Raw genomic sequence first — 15,924 nt, 5'->3', positions numbered from 1 at the left:
GCGACCGCTCGAGCCATCGCAACGGTTCACCTCAGGAGTGGCACGATGAAAGAATTCCGCAACACGCCGTCCGTCCTCGCGCAGCTGGCGGACGCCCCGTGGCGTACCAGCACGCGCAGCCAGACCTCCAACTGCGTCGAGGTCGCCCCGCTGCGGACCGGCCCGGCCGCGGTCGCCCTGCGGGACAGCAAGGACCGCGGCGGCCCGGTGCTGCTGTTCGACCGGGCCGGCTGGCTGGGCTTCCTCGCCGGCACCAAGAACGGACAGTTCGACCTGGACTGATCCGGTGAACGGGACGGGGCCGCCGGCAGCACGCCGGCGGCCCCGTCGCCTGTCCGGCGGCCCGACCACGTCGACCCGTCATCCGATGATCGGACGAGGCTGCGGGCCGATCGTCGCGTATGGGTTGCTGACTCGACCACGGGGCGTAACATGGCCCGCAGAGTGACGTGGAACTTCCACCCGTTCCCATCCGTCGCGGTACATCCGGAGACCGACATGCGGTTCCTGATCGTTCGCACCGACATCCGCGCCGCCGCCGACGTGGACATCGCCGCCGCCTGGGCCGGCGGGGTCCGACTGCGGGACGAGACCACCACGCCCGAGCCGCGCCGCCAGATCGTCCACGCCGACGATCGGGACGCCGCATTGCTGCTGGCCCGGGCACTGTCGACGGTCGGCCCGGTCCGCGCCGGTAGGCAACGGGTGAAGGTACTGCCGCTCGACGCGCCGGCCCGGCCACACCGCCCGCCCGGCCCTGGCAGCTGAGAAACGTCCGTCGTGGTCGGACCGGCTCCCCCGCCGTGTTCCTTGCCCCGCCGACCACGGCGGCCCGTGTTCCCGGCTCGTGACCGTCGCGGCAACGGCGGCCACGGGCCGGGACCGCACGGGTACCGGGTCAGCGCTCGCCGTCCACCCAGCCGTCCAACCAGCGGTGGATCAGGAACAGCGCGATCGACGACGGCGGCGGCAGGACCAGCCGGGCACCGCCCACGTCCACCGTCCGCCCGGCCAGCGCCGCACCGATCTCCCGCCGGGTGAACCACCGGGCGTACGCGATCTCCGCCGGATCGAGCCGCACCGGATGCTCCGGGTCGGCGGTGGCGAGGAAGCCGAGCATCAGCGACCCGGGGAACGGCCACGCCTGGCTGCCCACGTACGCGATGCCCTCGACCGGGACGCCGACCTCCTCGTGGACCTCGCGCAGCACCGCCGCCTCGGCCGACTCCCCCGGCTCCACGTAGCCGGCCAGGCAGGAGAACCGGCGCTCGCCCGGCACCCCCGGCCAGGTGGCGTTGTTGCCGAGCAGGCACCGCCCGTCGGGGCCGGGCTGCCCGTCGTGCACCAGCACGATCATCGCCGGGTCGGTACGCGGCCAGATCCGGTCGCCGTCCGGGTCGATCCGGGACCAGCCTGCCTCGTCCACCTCGGTCCGGTGGCCGCTGGCCGAGGAGTAGCGGTGCCGCAGGTGCCAGTTGACCAGTGCGAGGGCGGTGGTGAACAGCCCGGCGTCCCGGTCGCCGAGCAGGTGCCCCACCTCGCGCAGGTGCGCCGCGCGGGCGCCCGGCACCGCCGGCAGCGGGGCGTCCACCGCGAAGACCGGCACCCCGTCCGGCTCGACGCCGAGGAACATCGGCGCGACGCCGGCGGTCGGCGGCACATCGTCCGAGCCGAGCAGCACCAGCACCGGCGGGGTCACGTCGGCACGGACCAGCGCCCGACCCTCGTTCGTCGAGTCGAGCAGCAGCACCCGGGCCTGCGACCACGCCCGCGCCAGCCACTCCGGGTCGGTACGCCGGTGCGCCGCCCGGTCCAGCGTGGAGCGGGCCAGCGGGGGCGTCGCCTCCCCACTCACGCCGGCCCTCCGCCGCGCTCCGTGCCGCCACGAGGCACCACCGCGCCGAGCCCGACGATTCGCTCGCTGCGCTCGCTCACGCCGGCACTCCGCGCTCGCTCATGCCCCCACCGGCTGGACCTCGACCGGGGCCAGCGCGGCCAGCGCCGGCGCGATCCGCTCGGCGTCGCCCAGCACCACGGTGACCGCCCGGGCCGGGGCGAGGTAGCGGGCGGCGGCCGCGGCGACATCGTCCACTGTCGCCTTCGCCAACCGGGCGGCGTGCTCGGCGAGGAACTCCAGGCGCAGCCCGTTGCCGGCGTACGCGCTGGTCAGCGAGGCAAGCCCGGCCTGGGTGGCCATGCCGAGCTGGAGCGTGCCCAGGGCGTACCGGCGGGCCTGCTCCAGCTCGTCCGGCTTCGGCGGCAGCGAGGCCAGCCGGCCCAGCTCGTACGACGTCTCCAGCAGTGCCGGCCCGGTCACCTCGGTGGCCACCTCGGCGGCGGCGACCAGCACCGAACCGGCCACCGAGTGCTCGACCAGCGAGTGCGGCCCGTACGTGTAGCCCTTGTCCTCGCGGATGTTCTCCACCCAGCGGGACGAGAAGTAGCCGCCGAAGACCAGGTTGGCCAGTTGCAGCGCGGCGTGGTCGGGGTGGGTGCGCGGCACCGCCGGCAGCGCCACCCGCAGCGACGACTGCACCGAGCCGGGCCGGTCGACCAGCAGCAGCGGACCCGGCTCCAGCGGCGGTGCGGGCGGCAGGTCGGCGGTGTGGCCGGCCCCGTTCCACCCGGACAGCGCCTTCTCGGCCGCGTCCAGGGCCCGCTCCGGCTGCACGTCGCCGACCAGCACCAGCACCGCGTCGGCCGGGTGCACCCGCTGTGCGTGCAGGGTACGCAGCACGCCCGGCCGGACCGCGCGGACCTGCCCCGGCTCCGGAGTCTGCACCGCGTACGGGTGCCGGCCGTAGATCCGCTTGAGCAGCGCGGTGCGGGCCAGGTGCGCCGGCTGGCTCTGCGCCACCTGGATCCGGTCGACCAGCCGGTCCCGCTCGGTGGCGACCTCCCCGCTCGGGTAGCTCGCCCCGGTCAGCACCTCGCCGAGCAGCTCCAGCATCCGGTCCAGCCCGGTGACCAGGCTGGCGCCGGAGAGCATCAGCCGGTCCGGGTCGATGCCGGCGGACAGCCCGCCGCCGACCTTCTGCAACTCGGCGGCGAGCTGCACGCTGGTCATCGTCTCCGTGCCGGAGAGCAGGGTCTGCGCGAGCATCGCGCCGCGGGCCAGGGGTGCGCGGCCGAACGGCATCCAGAGCCGCAGCTCGACCAGGGGCACGGCGGATCGACGTACCGCGATCACGGTGAGGCCGTTGCCGAGCGTCCGCTCGGCCTGGCGGGGCAGCTTCAGCTTGCGGTGCGGACCGAGCGGCGGCAGCGTCCGCGGCCCGGCCACCGTCACCTCGCCGTCCGCCCGCGACCGCGGGGCCCGCTTGCTCTTCGCGCTCACCGGGGCCCACCTTTCGTTCGCGACTGCGGGGCTCGCAACCCCGGCTCACTCCTCGCGCTCACCGGGACTCGCCTTTTCGTTCGCGACTGCGGGGCTCGCAACCCCGGCTCACTCCTCGCGCTCACCGGGACTCGCCTTTTCGTTCGCGACTGCGGGGCTCGCAACCCCGGCTCACTCCTCGCGCTCACCGGGCACCTCCGGGGATGACCTCGACGGACGCGCGGCGCTCCGGCCGCAGGGTGGCGGCGGCGGCGCGGACCTGCTCCTCGGTGACCTCGCCGACCAGCCGGGGCAGCTCGTTGAGCAGGCCCGGCTCACCGCGCTGCTGTTCCAGCACGGCCATCCGCAGCGCCCGGGTGAGCACCGCGTCGGTGTCGCGCAGCAGGTGCGTGGCCATCCTGGCCTGGGTGCGGCCCAGCTCGCCGTCGGCCAGCCCGTCGGTGGCCAGCCGGTCCAGCTCCTCGTCGACGGTGCGCAGCACCTTGTCCACGTCGCCGCCGGGTGGCAGGTGCGCCTGGAGCAGCAGCGCCGTCGGGTCCCGCACGTCGAACGGGTCGCCCATGAAACCGAGGTAGCCACCGACGCTGGTGACCGCCCGGTCCCGCAGCACCAGCCGCTCGACCAGCCGGGACGCGTCGCCGTCGGTGAGCACCTCGGCGAGCACCACGTAGGGCAGGTAGCCGGCGAAGTCGGCGAGCGGGTCGGGCACCCGCCAGGCCGAGGCCACCGCCGGCAGCGGGGCCAGCTTGTCGGTGTACGCGGTGCGCCGCTCGACGGTCAGGTCCGGCTCGGTGAAGTCCGGCCGCTCGGGCGCGGGCCGGGCCGGCACGTCCCCGAAGTGCCGGCCGATCAGCTCGGTCGCCTCGGCCACGTCGATGTCGCCGCTGACCGCGAGCACCGCGTTGCCGCTGGCGTAGTAGCGGCGGAAGAAGTCGGCGGCGTCGGCGACGGTGGCCGACTCCAGGTCGACGAAGGAGCCGTAGCCGTCGTGCGCGTTCGGGAAGGTGTCGAACATGACCGGCGGCAGGGTCAGCCAGGGAAACCCGCCGTACGGGCGGTTGAGCACGTTGACCCGGATCTCCTCCTTGACCACGTCGACCTGGTTGCGCAGGTTCTCCTCGGTCAGCCGAGGGCCGCGCATCCGGTCGGCCTCCAGGAAGAGCGCCCGCTCCAGCGCGTTGCTCGGCAGGGTCTCGAAGTAGTCGGTGTAGTCCAGGTGGGTGGAGCCGTTGAAGGTGCCGCCCGCACCCTGCACGTGCCGGAAGTGGGCCAGCTTCTCCAGGTTCTCCGAGCCCTGGAACATCAGGTGCTCGAAGAGGTGGGCGAAGCCGGTGCGGCCCTCCGGCTCGGAACGGATGCCGACGTCGTAGACGACCGCGACGCCGATCACCGGTGCGCTGCGGTCCGGGGTGAGCACCACCCGCAGGCCGTTGTCGAGGCTGAACCGTTCGGCCGGGTACTTGGTGACTGGAATTCTCGCTCTCCGCGTCGGCACGTGATCGACTCTAACGCGTCGGCACCGCCGTGCCGGTGACCTCCGCCGAGCCGGGACCGGGCGGCGACGCCGGTCGGCGTGGCCGGGCCGGTGCCCCGCCGACCCGACCACGCCTCGCACCCCGCGACCGGGCCCGCCCCTCCGCGGGCACCGGTCCGACCGGGGTACGACGACCGCGGCTCAGCCGGCGGTCGGGTCAGTCCGCCCGGACTGGCCGGGCTCGTCCACCGCGCCGACCGGGCTGTGCAGTTCCACCGGGCCGGCCGGGGCGGCCCCGCCCGGCGTGGCGTGCCAGGGCGTGAAGACCGCCACCATGGCGAGCAGCAGCCCGGCGGCGGCGACCGCGACCACGAACAGCAGCTCACGCAGCGCCGTGGTGCCGGTGTCGCCCGCCATGGTCACCCCTCCCGCGTCGAGCCGATCGGCCCGGCCGTTCCCCCCGCCGTCAGCCTCGACCACGGGCGGCGGCGGCACAGTCGGCCACCCGACCCAGCCGGCGCTGATTGCCGACTCAGCAGGCGGCCGGCGCCGCTCCGGGCCGAGGCCAGCAGGGGGACCGACGCCTCAGGAGGCGCGGGGGCGACGCGGGCGGCGCGGCCGACCGGAGGCGCGGTGCGGAGTGCGACCGGGCGCGCCCGTGCCGTCGCCGGCGCGGGTACGGGGCGCCGGGGCCGGCGGGGCGGCGATGGTCACCGGCACGCCGGACGGCTCTCGGGCACCGGTCGCCCGGACCAGCGTGGGGTCGCCGGGGCGGACCTGCGCCGAGTGCGGCCGGATGCCGGCCGCCGCCATCAGCCGCGAGACGTCCCGGCGCTGCTCGGGCAGGACCAGCGTGACCACCGTGCCGGACTCGCCGGCCCGGGCGGTCCGCCCACCCCGGTGCAGGTAGTCCTTCGCCTCGGTCGGCGGGTCCACGTTGACCACCAGGTCCAGCCCGTCGACGTGGATGCCGCGGGCCGCGACGTCGGTGGCGACCAGCGCGCTCACCTGCCCGGTGCGGAACTGCTCCAGGATCCGGGTGCGCTGCGGCTGCGACTTCCCGCCGTGCAGCGCCGCGGCGCGGACCCCCTTGGCCAGCAACTGTCGGGCCAGCCGGTCGGCGCGGTGCTTGGTGCCCATGAACAGGATGGTGCGGCCCTCGCGGGCGGCGATCTGGGCCAGCGTGGCCGGCTTGTCCACCGCGTCGACGTGCAGCAGGTGGTGGGTCATCGCGGTCACCGTGGCGGTGCCCGGGTCGACCGAGTGGGTGACCGGGTCGCTGAGGAACCGGCGGACCAGGCGGTCCACGCCACCGTCCAGGGTGGCGGAGAAGAGCATCCGCTGCCCGTCCGGGGCGACCTGCTCCAGCAGCTTGGTGACCTGCGGCAGGAAGCCCATGTCGGCCATCTGGTCGGCCTCGTCCAGCACGGTGGTGGCGACCTGGTCGAGCCGGACGTCACCGCGGTTGATCAGGTCGTGCAGCCGCCCGGGGGTGGCCACGACCAGTTCGGCGCCGGCGCGCAGCGCGTCCGCCTGGCGCTGCAGCGACAGGCCGCCGACCACCGTGGCGCACCGCACCCCGACGGCCCGGGCGTACGGGGCGAGCGCGGTGCTGACCTGCTGGGCCAGCTCCCGGGTCGGCACCAGCACCAGCGCCAGCGGGCGGCCGGGCCGGGCTCGGTTGCCAGCGGTGCGGTGCAGCAGCGGGAGCCCGAAGGCGAGGGTCTTGCCGGAGCCGGTGCGGCCCCGGCCGAGCACGTCCCGGCCGGCGAGCGAGTCGGGCAGGGTGGCCGCCTGGATCGGGAACGGTTCGGTGATGCCCTGCGCGCTCAGCGTGGCGAGCAGGGCCGGCGCCAAGCCGGTGCCGGCGAAGGAGGGTACGACGGTGGTCAACGGGAAGCCTTCCTCGAGGCGGCACGTGTCGAGGAAGGCGCCGGAGGCGGCGCTGTCACCGGCGGAGCCAGGCCGCGGTGATCACAAGCACGAACCGAGGGGGTACGGGGCCGGCCCGCCGCGCAGTGGGGCGGGCCGGCCACCGTCACCGCGCCCGGAGGGCGCGGCGGAGGTGCCTAACTACGGGTGTCGCCGCAGATCAGAGCGGGCGGATGTTCTCCGCCTGCGGGCCCTTCTGGCCCTGGGTGATCTCGAACTCGACCCGCTGGTTCTCGTCCAGGCTCCGGTAGCCGGAGGACTGGATCGCCGAGAAGTGGGCGAAGACGTCGGCGCCGCCGCCGTCCGGGGTGATGAAACCGAAGCCCTTGTCAGCGTTGAACCACTTGACGGTGCCAATAGCCATACTTGTCTCGTCTCCTTGACGGAACGTCGAACCCGCACCTGTTGCGGGCTCGAGAGGAGCGGTCCACGCGGAGTGCGTGGCTCGCCTGTCGCTGCTGGTCGCCCCGCCCGGAGAACTCCGGACACAACAAAGAGCGCCTGGGGCCACAATCCGCCAGGCGCACACAGAGTCTCTGGAAACCAAAACTGCAACCCACCGAACCTATCACGGCTGGCGGGCGTTGTCGCCTGGAACTTCCGGCACCGCGGCGATCAGCGCGGTCAGCCCCTCGGCGTCGAGCAGGTCGGCCGGGCGCACGGTCATCCCGTCCCGGACGTAGTGGAACGCCGCGCCGACCCGCTCCACCGGCACACCCGCCAGCTCCGCCCAGGCCAACCGGTAGACCGCCAGCTGCACCGCGGCGACGTCGGCCGCGGCCCCGGTGGGCTGGCCGCCGGTCTTCCAGTCGACCACGTCGAACCGCCCGCCGGGCCGGGCGAAGACCGCGTCCATCCGGCCCCGGACCACCACCCCGGCGATCACCGTGGCGAACGGCACCTCCACCTCGACCGGCACCCGGTCGGCCCATTCGCTGGCCAGGAAACGCTCCTGGAGCTCGGCGAGCGCCTCGTCGGGCGCCGCGTCCGCGTCCGCCGCGCCAGGCAGTTCGTCCACGTCGAGCAGCCGGTCGGCCCCGAACCGCTGCTCCAGCCAGGCGTGGAAGGCGGTGCCCCGGCGGGCGTACGGATTGGGCTCGCTGGGCAGCGGGCGGCGCAGCGTCCGGGCGAGCGCGGCCGGATCGCGGCGCAGCGCCACCAGCTGGGTCACCGAGAGGTGCCCCGGCAGCCCCACCTCGATCGCCCCGGCCTGCCGGGTCAGCTCGGCCCGCTCGGCGAGCAGCAGGTCGGCCTCCCGCCGCCAGCGCGTCACCTCCGGGTCGTCGGCCAGCGGATCGCCGTCCGCGGCGTCGCCGTCGCCGTCGGCGAGGAACCGGCGGACCAGCGCCGCCGCCTCGGCCAGCGCCGGCCGGCGGGCGCCCAGCGGGTCGGCCGGCCACTCGGCCCGCAGCACCACCTCGGCGGTCGGGTTGGTCGCGTCCGGCGAGGGCTCCGGCGCCCACTCGTCGACCAAGTGCCCCGCGCCGCCGTCCAGGCAGGCGTCGTGCACCTCGCGGAGCAGCACCGACGGGCCGCGCGGCCGCTTGGTGCCCTCCCCCCACCAGTAGCCGGAGCAGAGCAGCAGCCGGCGCGGCCGGGTCACCGCCACGTACGCCAGCCGCCGCTCCTCCCGCTCGTCGTGCGCCCGCCAGGCGTCGGTGAAGTCCTCCAGCGCCCGGGCCACCCCGCGCTGGTCCTCCGCCCCGGCCAGACCCAGCTCGGGCAGGCCGTCGGCGTCGCCGCGCAGCGGGAAGGGCAGCACGCCGAGCCCACCGAGCCAGTGGTCGGAGTTGTGCACCGGCCCCGGCCACACGCCCCGGCACAGCCCGGCCACCGCCACCACGTCCCACTCCAGACCCTTGGCGGCGTGCGCGGTGAGGATCTGCACCGCCCCCTCGACCACCTCCACCTCGCCCGGGGTGAGGCCGCGCTCCTCGTCCTCGGCGGCGGCCAGGTAGGCGAGGAAGGCCGACAGGGTGGCCCCCGGGGTCTCCCCGCTGAACCGGGCGGCCACGTCGCCGAGCGCGTCCAGGTGCCCCCGGGCCAGGCCGGCGTCGCCGGCGCCGTCCCGGCCGGCCCGGACCGCGACCTCCACGTCCAGGCCGATGGTCCGCTCGATGTCGGCGATCAGGTCCGGCAGCGACTGGTCCAGCCGGTAGCGGAGCAGGCCCAGCTCCCGGGCGTACGCGCGCAGCCGCGCGTAGCCCTCGGCCGAGTACGCCTGCGCCGGGCCGAGGTCGGCCAGCGCCTCCACCAGGGTCGCCTCGTCCAGCGCGTCCGGGGTGATCTCCGGGGTGCCGTCGTCAGCCAGTTGCCGGCGGGCCGCGGCGATCGCCCGCGCCCGGCGGTGCAGCGCCACCAGGTCGCGCGGCCCGATCCGCCAGCGGGCCCCGGTGAGCAGCCGCAGCAGCGCCGCCCCGTCGGTCGGGTCGGCCAGCACCCGCAGGGTGCAGACCACGTCCCGCACCTCCGGGGTGTCCAGCAGACCACCGAGACCGACCACCTCCACCGGCAGGCCGCGGGCGCGCAGCGCCGACTCGATCGCCGGGATCTGGCTGCGCAGCCGGACCAGCACCGCCGTCGTCGGCCGCTGCGGCACCGGGATGTGCTCGGGCAGCGCGCCGGGGGTGCCGGCCGCGCCGCGCCACGCGTTCAGCACGCTGTCGGCGATCCACTTCGCCTCGTCGGCGTACGTCGGAAGCAGCGCGCAGTGCACCGTGCCGCCGGCGGCGCCGCGGGCGCTGCGGTGCGGCACCGGGTCCTTGACGCTCAGCGCCGCGTGCAGCTCCGGCACCCGGGCGCCGGCGGCCCGCAGCGGGGTGGCCAGCGCGTTGGCCACGCCGAGGATCTCCGGGCGGTTGCGCCAGCTGGTGGTGAGGCTGAGCACCTCGGCCGGGGCGCCGTCGACGCGGGCGAACTCGGTCGGGAAGCGGTCCAGGGTGCCGGCGGACGCGCCGCGCCAGCCGTAGATGGACTGGCACGGGTCACCGACCGCGGTCACCGGGTGCCCGCCGCCGAAGAGCGCGTTGAGCAGCACCACCTGGGCGTGGCTGGTGTCCTGGTACTCGTCGAGCAGCACCACCCGGAAGCGGTCCCGCTCGATCTCGCCGACGCCGGGGTGGTCGCGCGCCACCCGGGCCGCCCGGGCCAGCTGGTCGGCGAAGTCCATCGCCTCGAAGTCCTCCTTGCGCCGGGCGTACGCGCGCACCAGCGGGAGCAGCTTCAGCCGGGTCTGCGCGAGGGCGAGCGCCTTGCGCACGTCGGCGTAGACCCGGCCGGGGCGGGCCTGCACCTCGGCGAAGAAACGGCCGGTCCAGGCGGCCAGGTCGTCCGGGTCGACCAGGTGCTCGTCCAGTTCGCCGGCGAGCGCCAGCACCGCGTCGGTGATGGTGCTCGGCATCCGGTCCACCTCGGACATGTCCCCGTCGTAGTTGCGCACCAGCAGGTCGACCAGCTGCCAGCGGGACGCCTCGGTGAGCAGCCGGGTGGACGGCTCGTAGCCGGCCCGCAGGCCGTGCTCGGTGACGATCCGCCCGGCGTACGAGTGGTAGGTGGAGACGGTCGGCTCCCCGGCCAGCGGGTCGTCGAGCGGGTCGCGCCCCTGCCGACCGAGCCGGCGCACCAGCTGGTCCAGCCGGGTACGCACCCGGTGCGCCAGCTCGCCGGCGGCCTTGCGGGTGAAGGTGAGCCCGAGCACCTGCTCCGGCCGCACGTACGCGTTGGCCACCAGCCAGACCACCCGGGCGGCCATCGTCTCGGTCTTGCCCGACCCCGCGCCCGCGACCACCAGCAGCGGCTCCACCGGGGCGGCGATGATCGCCGCCTGCTCCCGGGTCGGTGCGGGCAGCCGCAGCAGCTTCGCCAGCTCGATCGGGGTGTACCGGGGGCCGGCGTCGGCCACCCGGGGCGCCGGGGTCGCGGCGCCGAAGAGCGTCGGCTGGGTCACCGCGCTGCCTCAGTTCGCGACTGCGGGGCTCGCAAGCTCACTCCTCACGCTCACAGGTGCTGCCTCAGTTCGCGACTGCGGGGCTGGCAAGCTCACTCCTCGCGGACGGTGGGCGGCTCGACCACCTGGCGCCCCTGCCCGGAGACCGGGCAGCTCGTCCGCACCGGGCAGACCCGGCACTTGGAGTTGGCGACCGCGGCAAAGGTGGCGGCGGCCATCGTATCGGCGGTGCGCCGGACCAGCGCGGTCGCCCAGCCCGCCTCCGGGCCCTCGCCGGCCGGCGGCTGGCTCTGCTCCTTCGCGTCCTTCGCCCCGGTGCCGAGCTGCACCAGGGCCGCCCCGCCGGAGGAGTCGCCGAACTCGGCGAACGCCCCCGCCTCCACCGCCGCCTGGTACGCGCCCAACTGCGGGTGCTCGGCCAGGTCGGCGGCGGTCACCGCGGTGGACTTGCCGGTCTTCAGGTCGACCACCACCAGCCGGCCGTCCGCGTCCACCTCCAGCCGGTCCACCCGGCCGGTGAGCTGTACCGGGCGGTGCGGGTCGTCGAGGCGTACCGCGAACTCGTGCTCGATGGCGAGCAGCCGGCGCGGGTTGGCGGCCAGCCAGCGCAGCAGCTTGTCCACCATCGCCTCGGCGCGGGCCTGCTCCGGGCCGGCCATCCAGCGGGCGGCCAGCTCGATCGCGTCGAACCGGGCGGCCACGTAGTCGAGCAGCGCGCCCCGGTCGGCGCTGGCGTCCTCGGCCAGCATGGCGGCGGCGTGCACCAGGTTGCCGACCCCCTGGGCGGCGCTGGCCGGGGCGCTGCCGCCGTGCCGTTCCAGCAGCCAGCGCAGGCTGCACCGGAGTGCGCTCTCCATCGCCGACGGGGTGACCCGGACCGGTTCCCCGTCGTCCACCAGCGGCCGGTCGTCGGAGAGCGGGCGCAGCCCCCACCAGTCGTCGGGGTGCGCGCCGGACACGCCGGCGGCGGCCAGCCGGGCCAGCTCGGCCGCGGCGGCCTGTCGGCGGGCGTACGGCAGGTCGGGGTCGCTGACCGCGGTCCGCAGCTCCGCCACCAGCGCCGGCAGGGTCAGCGCCCGCGGCGGCCGGCTCACCGGCAGGCTGCGCGGCCGATCCTCGCCAGCGTCGCCGGTGGACCGTCCCGGCCCGGGCGCGTCGTCGTCCGGGCCGCCGTCGCCGGGCGTCGGGGCGGGTCCGTCGGGCGGGTGACCGCCGTCGGGCGGGTCGGTGGGGCCGAGTTCGTAGAGGAAGCGGCTCGGCTGCTCCTCGTGGTCGTCACCGCCGACGGCGGCCGAGGCCACCGCGCTGACCAGCAGCCGGTGCCGGGCCCGGGTCACCGCGACGTGGAACAGCCGGCGTTCCTCGTCCAGCAGCGCCGAGGTCTGCCCGACCAGGGTGGCCACGCTGCCCCCGCCCGACCGGCCGGCGAGCACGTCGACCAGCCGTTCCGCGCCGAGCAGGCTGCCGCGCAGCCGCAGATCGGGCCAGACCCCCTCCTGCACCCCGGCCACCGCGACCAGGTCCCACTCCAGCCCCTTCGCCGCGTGCGCGGTGAGCAGCCGGACCGCGTCGCCCCGGTCGGCGGTCGGCGCCAGGGTGTCGGCGGGCAGGTCCTGACCGAGCACGTGGTCGAGGAAGACCTCGGTCCGCGCGCCGGGCAACCGGTCGGTGAAGCGGGCGGCGGCGTCGAAGAGCACCATCACCGCGTCCAGGTCGCGGTCGGCCGCCTCGGCCCGGCGCCGGCGCGCCACATCACCCTCGCCGGGCGCCGCCGCGCCCCGGCTGATCGCGGACGACCAGAGCCCGGCCAGCCCGCTGGCCCGCCAGGCCGCCCAGAGCACCTCCTCGGCGGTCGCCCCGGGCCGGGCCGCCGCCTCCCTGGCGACGGCGAGCAGACCGGCCACGGTCTGCGCCGGTTCCGCCCAGCGACGCTCGATCCCGGCCAGCTCGGCCGGGTCGCGTAACGCCTCGACGATCAGCTCACCGGACGGGCGGCGGTCACCGGCGGCCAGCGCGAGCGCCCGCAGCCCCTGCCGCAGCCGCCGCTCGGCGAGCGGATCGGCGCCGCCCAGCGGCGAGTGCAGCAGCGCGACCGCGGCCTCCTCGTCGAGCCGCTCCGGCTCCAGCGCGCAGCGCAGCAGGAGCAGCAGCGGCGCCACCGCCGGTTGCAGGTGCAGCGGCAGGTCCTCACCGTGCACCACGGTCGGCACCCCGGCGGCGTGCAGCGCCCGTTGCAACGAGGGCAGCTGTCGCGCGGTGGAGCGCACCAGCACGGCCATCTCCGACCACGGCACCCCGTCGAGCAGGTGCGCCGCCCGCAGCGCGTGGGCCAGCCAGGCCGCCTCGCTGGTCGCCGAGCGGAAGGTGTGCACCTCGACCGAGCCGGGGGCCGCGTCGGGCAGCGGGCGCAGCCGGCGGTGCGCCGCCGGGCCACGCAACCGCCGGGCCAGCCGGGCCGACGCGGACAGCAGTCGCGGCCCGGCCCGGTAGGAGGTGGTCAGCACCACCTGCGCGGCGGGCGCGCCGGAGACGGTGCGGAACCGGTGCGGGAAGGTGGTCACCCCGGCCGGGTCGGCGCCCCGGAAGGCGTACGTGGAGGAATCCGGGTCGGCGAAGGCGACCAGCGGCTTGCCGCCCCCGGCCACCGCGGCGAGCAGGTCGAGCTGGGCCGGGTCGGTGTCGGCCAGCTCGTCGACGTAGACGTACGCCAGCCGGCGCCGCTCGGCCGCGAGCAGCTCCGCGTCGTCGAGCAACATGCCGGTGGCGGCCCGGACCAGCTCGGCCGGGTCGTAGGCGATGGAACCGCGGTTGCTGACGTCGCGCAGCGCGAGCACCGCGACGTATTCGCGCAGGAAGCGGGCGGCGGCCGGCCAGTCGGCGCGGCCGAGCTTCTCGCCGAGCCGGGCCAGCTCGACCGGCCCGACCCCGCGCTCGGCGGCCCGCATCAGCAGGTCGCGCAGCTGGGCGGCGAAGGCCCGGGTGCGCAGCGCCGGTCGCAGGTCCGCCGGCCAGCCGACCGGGTCGTCGTCCGGCTCCTCGCCGACCACGTCCAGCAGCTCACGGATGATCAGATCCTGTTCCGGACCGGTGAGCAGCCGGGGTGAGGGCTCGCCCCGCTCGGCCGCGGCCCGGCGGAGCAGGCCGAAGGCGTACGCCGGGAAGGTGCGCACCAGCGGCTCACGGAGCACCCGGGGGCCGCCCCGGGCGACCCGGGCCTCGATCCGGTGCCGCAGGTCGGTGGCGCCGCGCCGGCCGAAGGTGAGCACCAGGATGCGTTCCGGGTCGACGCCCTCGGCCACCCGGGCGGCGACCGCCTCGACCAGGGTGCTGGTCTTGCCGGTGCCCGGGCCGCCGAGCACCAGCATCGGCCCGTCGGTGTGCCCGACGACCTCCGCCTGCACCGGGTCGCCGCGCCGGGGCACGAGCTGCTCGGTCGGCCGCCCGGTCGACCCGAGCTCCTCGGTCGGCCGGTCAGGCCGACGCACCAACCGGTACGCCTGCATCCGCCCATCCCACCACGCCGGTACGACACCCCATCTCCGACACTCCACCCGTCCCGGCAGCGCCCATTGGGCACGGGCCGGCGTGGGTGCGTCAGGTGAGGTGGGCTTCGAGGGCGTCGAGGGCGGCCGGGACGGTGTCGACCACGGTGAGCAGGCCGAGGCCGGCGGGCTTGAGGAAGGTGGCGTCGGCGAGCGTCCCCAGCCAGTCGAGCAGCGGCCGGTAGAAGCCGTCCGTGTCGACCAGCACCATCGGCTTGGCGTGCAGGGCCAGGGTGGCGGTGGTCCAGACCTCGAAGAGTTCGTCGAGCGTGCCGAGGCCGCCCGGCAGGGTGAGGAACGCGTCCGACTTCTCGATCATCAGGTTCTTCCGGGTGGCCATCGAGTCGGTGACCAGCAGCTCGTCCGAGGCCAGGTCGGCGACCTCCAGGTCGACCAGCGCCTGCGGGATGACCCCGAGGGTCGGGCCGCCGGCCGTCCGCGCCCCGTCGGCCACCGCGCCCATCATGCCGACGCACCCGCCGCCGCTGACCAGGGTGTGCCCGCGCCGGGCGATCTCCGCGCCGGTCTCGGTCGCGAGGTCCAGCCAGCGCCGGTCGAGGGTACGGGAGGACGCACAGAACACGCAGATTGCGGCCATGGTCAGCCCGCACCTTCCCCGTCGCCCGCCGGGCGGGCCGGACCGGCCGGCCGCTCGCCCGAGCGGTCCCCACCGACGCCGGCGATCGGGCCGGACCGGTCACCGGCAGCTCCGCCACCGACCGGCGCGGCCGTGCCACCGCCGGCCGACGGACCGCCGGTCGCCTCCCCCGCCACCCGCTGGTCGGCCGCGGTCCGGGCGACCGCCTCCTCGCGGACCGCCTCCTGCTCCGCGGAGAGGGTGGCCTCGGCCTCCACGATGTGCCGGACCGCCGCGTCGACGTCGTCGGTCACGCACATCAGCTCCAGGTCGACCGGCCCGATCTTGCCGCCGGCCGCCATCGTGTCGCGCAGCCAGTCGAGCAGCCCGCGCCAGTAGTCCGCACCCATCAGCACCACCGGGAACCGGGTGACCTTGCCGGTCTGCACCAGGGTCAGCGCCTCGAACAGCTCGTCCATGGTGCCGAAGCCGCCGGGCAGCACCACGAACGCCTGGGCGTACTTGACGAACATGGTCTTGCGGGCGAAGAAGTAGCGGAAGTCGATGGCCAGGTCGACCCAGTCGTTGAGGCCCTGCTCGAACGGCAGCTCGATGCCGAGCCCGACGGAGAGCCCGCCCGCCTCGCTGGCGCCCCGGTTGGCCGCCTCCATCACCCCCGGCCCGCCACCGGTGATCACCGCGTAGCCGGCCCGGGCCAGGGCGGCCCCCAGCGCCTCGGCCAGCTGGCACTCCGGGCTCTCCGGCAGGCTGCGGGCGGAGCCGAAGACGCTCACCGCCGGGGGCAGGTCGGCCAGGGTGTCGAACCCCTCGACGAACTCGGAGAGGATCCGCAGCGCCCGCCAGGCGTCCTTGGTCTTCCAGTCGCTGCGGGCCCGGGAGTCGAGCAGGCGCTGGTCGGCGGTACTGGTGGGGATCGCCTGCCGGCGCAGCGTGACCGCGCCCCGGTGCCGCTCCTGCCCGGGCGCGCGGCCGGCCTCCCGTCCGTTGCTCTGGCTCATGGGAGCAACCGTAGTGGAGTCGTACCGGCCGGGTGCGCGGGGCGACGAGGCCGGGAAATTGTTCGCGATCTTGGGCAACTATTTCGCTGGCTCGTAC

General features: G+C 75.8%; 11 protein-coding genes and 1 pseudogene. 2 read left to right on the top strand and 10 right to left on the bottom strand.

Features of this window, described 5'->3' with window-relative positions:
* Positions 1–45 precede the first annotated feature (45 nt).
* Together GA0070609_RS01140 and GA0070609_RS01135 are read left to right on the top strand one after the other, a co-directional pair.
* Positions 46–282, top strand: a complete 237-nt coding sequence (locus GA0070609_RS01140) for a DUF397 domain-containing protein (protein ID WP_088992061.1) — start codon at positions 46–48, stop codon at positions 280–282.
* 216 nt (positions 283–498) lie between these two features.
* Entirely contained in the window at positions 499–768 is a 270-nt protein-coding gene (locus tag GA0070609_RS01135) for a hypothetical protein (protein ID WP_088997413.1), read from the top strand.
* 130 nt (positions 769–898) lie between these two features.
* Here GA0070609_RS01135 and nudC read toward each other — a convergent pair whose 3' ends face one another.
* From nudC to GA0070609_RS01085, 10 genes and pseudogenes are all read right to left on the bottom strand, one after another.
* Entirely contained in the window at positions 899–1,855 is a 957-nt protein-coding gene (gene nudC, locus GA0070609_RS01130) for an NAD(+) diphosphatase (RefSeq protein ID WP_088992060.1), read from the bottom strand.
* 99 nt (positions 1,856–1,954) lie between these two features.
* Positions 1,955–3,289, bottom strand: a complete 1,335-nt coding sequence (locus tag GA0070609_RS01125; RefSeq protein WP_088997412.1) for a M16 family metallopeptidase — start codon at positions 3,287–3,289, stop codon at positions 1,955–1,957.
* Between the two features lie 232 nt (positions 3,290–3,521).
* Complete coding sequence (locus GA0070609_RS01120) at positions 3,522–4,832, bottom strand: M16 family metallopeptidase (RefSeq protein WP_088992059.1); 1,311 nt, start codon at positions 4,830–4,832, stop codon at positions 3,522–3,524.
* A gap of 180 nt (positions 4,833–5,012) precedes the next feature.
* Positions 5,013–5,228 (bottom strand): hypothetical protein, encoded by a 216-nt coding sequence (locus tag GA0070609_RS01115; RefSeq protein WP_088997411.1) that lies wholly within the window; start codon positions 5,226–5,228, stop codon positions 5,013–5,015.
* A gap of 168 nt (positions 5,229–5,396) precedes the next feature.
* Positions 5,397–6,704 (bottom strand): DEAD/DEAH box helicase, encoded by a 1,308-nt coding sequence (locus GA0070609_RS01110; RefSeq protein WP_088992058.1) that lies wholly within the window; start codon positions 6,702–6,704, stop codon positions 5,397–5,399.
* Positions 6,705–6,903: 199 nt separating this feature from the next.
* Complete coding sequence (locus GA0070609_RS01105; protein WP_007072850.1) at positions 6,904–7,107, bottom strand: cold-shock protein; 204 nt, start codon at positions 7,105–7,107, stop codon at positions 6,904–6,906.
* A gap of 204 nt (positions 7,108–7,311) precedes the next feature.
* Positions 7,312–10,689 (bottom strand): ATP-dependent helicase, encoded by a 3,378-nt coding sequence (locus tag GA0070609_RS01100; protein WP_088992057.1) that lies wholly within the window; start codon positions 10,687–10,689, stop codon positions 7,312–7,314.
* A 92-nt stretch (positions 10,690–10,781) separates the two neighbouring features.
* Positions 10,782–14,192, bottom strand: coding sequence for an ATP-dependent helicase (locus GA0070609_RS01095; RefSeq protein WP_088992056.1), 3,411 nt, complete (start codon positions 14,190–14,192; stop codon positions 10,782–10,784).
* Between the two features lie 91 nt (positions 14,193–14,283).
* On the bottom strand, positions 14,284–14,829 hold the full coding sequence (locus tag GA0070609_RS01090; protein WP_088992055.1) for an LOG family protein: 546 nt from the start codon (positions 14,827–14,829) through the stop codon (positions 14,284–14,286).
* A gap of 155 nt (positions 14,830–14,984) precedes the next feature.
* Positions 14,985–15,827 (bottom strand): annotated as a pseudogene (locus GA0070609_RS01085) (LOG family protein); the annotation flags it as partial.
* Positions 15,828–15,924 lie beyond the last annotated feature (97 nt).

The sequence above is a fragment of the Micromonospora echinaurantiaca genome (genome assembly GCF_900090235.1).
In the GTDB taxonomy this organism is placed as follows: Bacteria; Actinomycetota; Actinomycetes; order Mycobacteriales; family Micromonosporaceae; genus Micromonospora; species Micromonospora echinaurantiaca.
The sequence above is the reverse complement of the archived record's forward strand: the minus strand, read 5'-3'. Positions and strand labels throughout refer to the sequence as shown.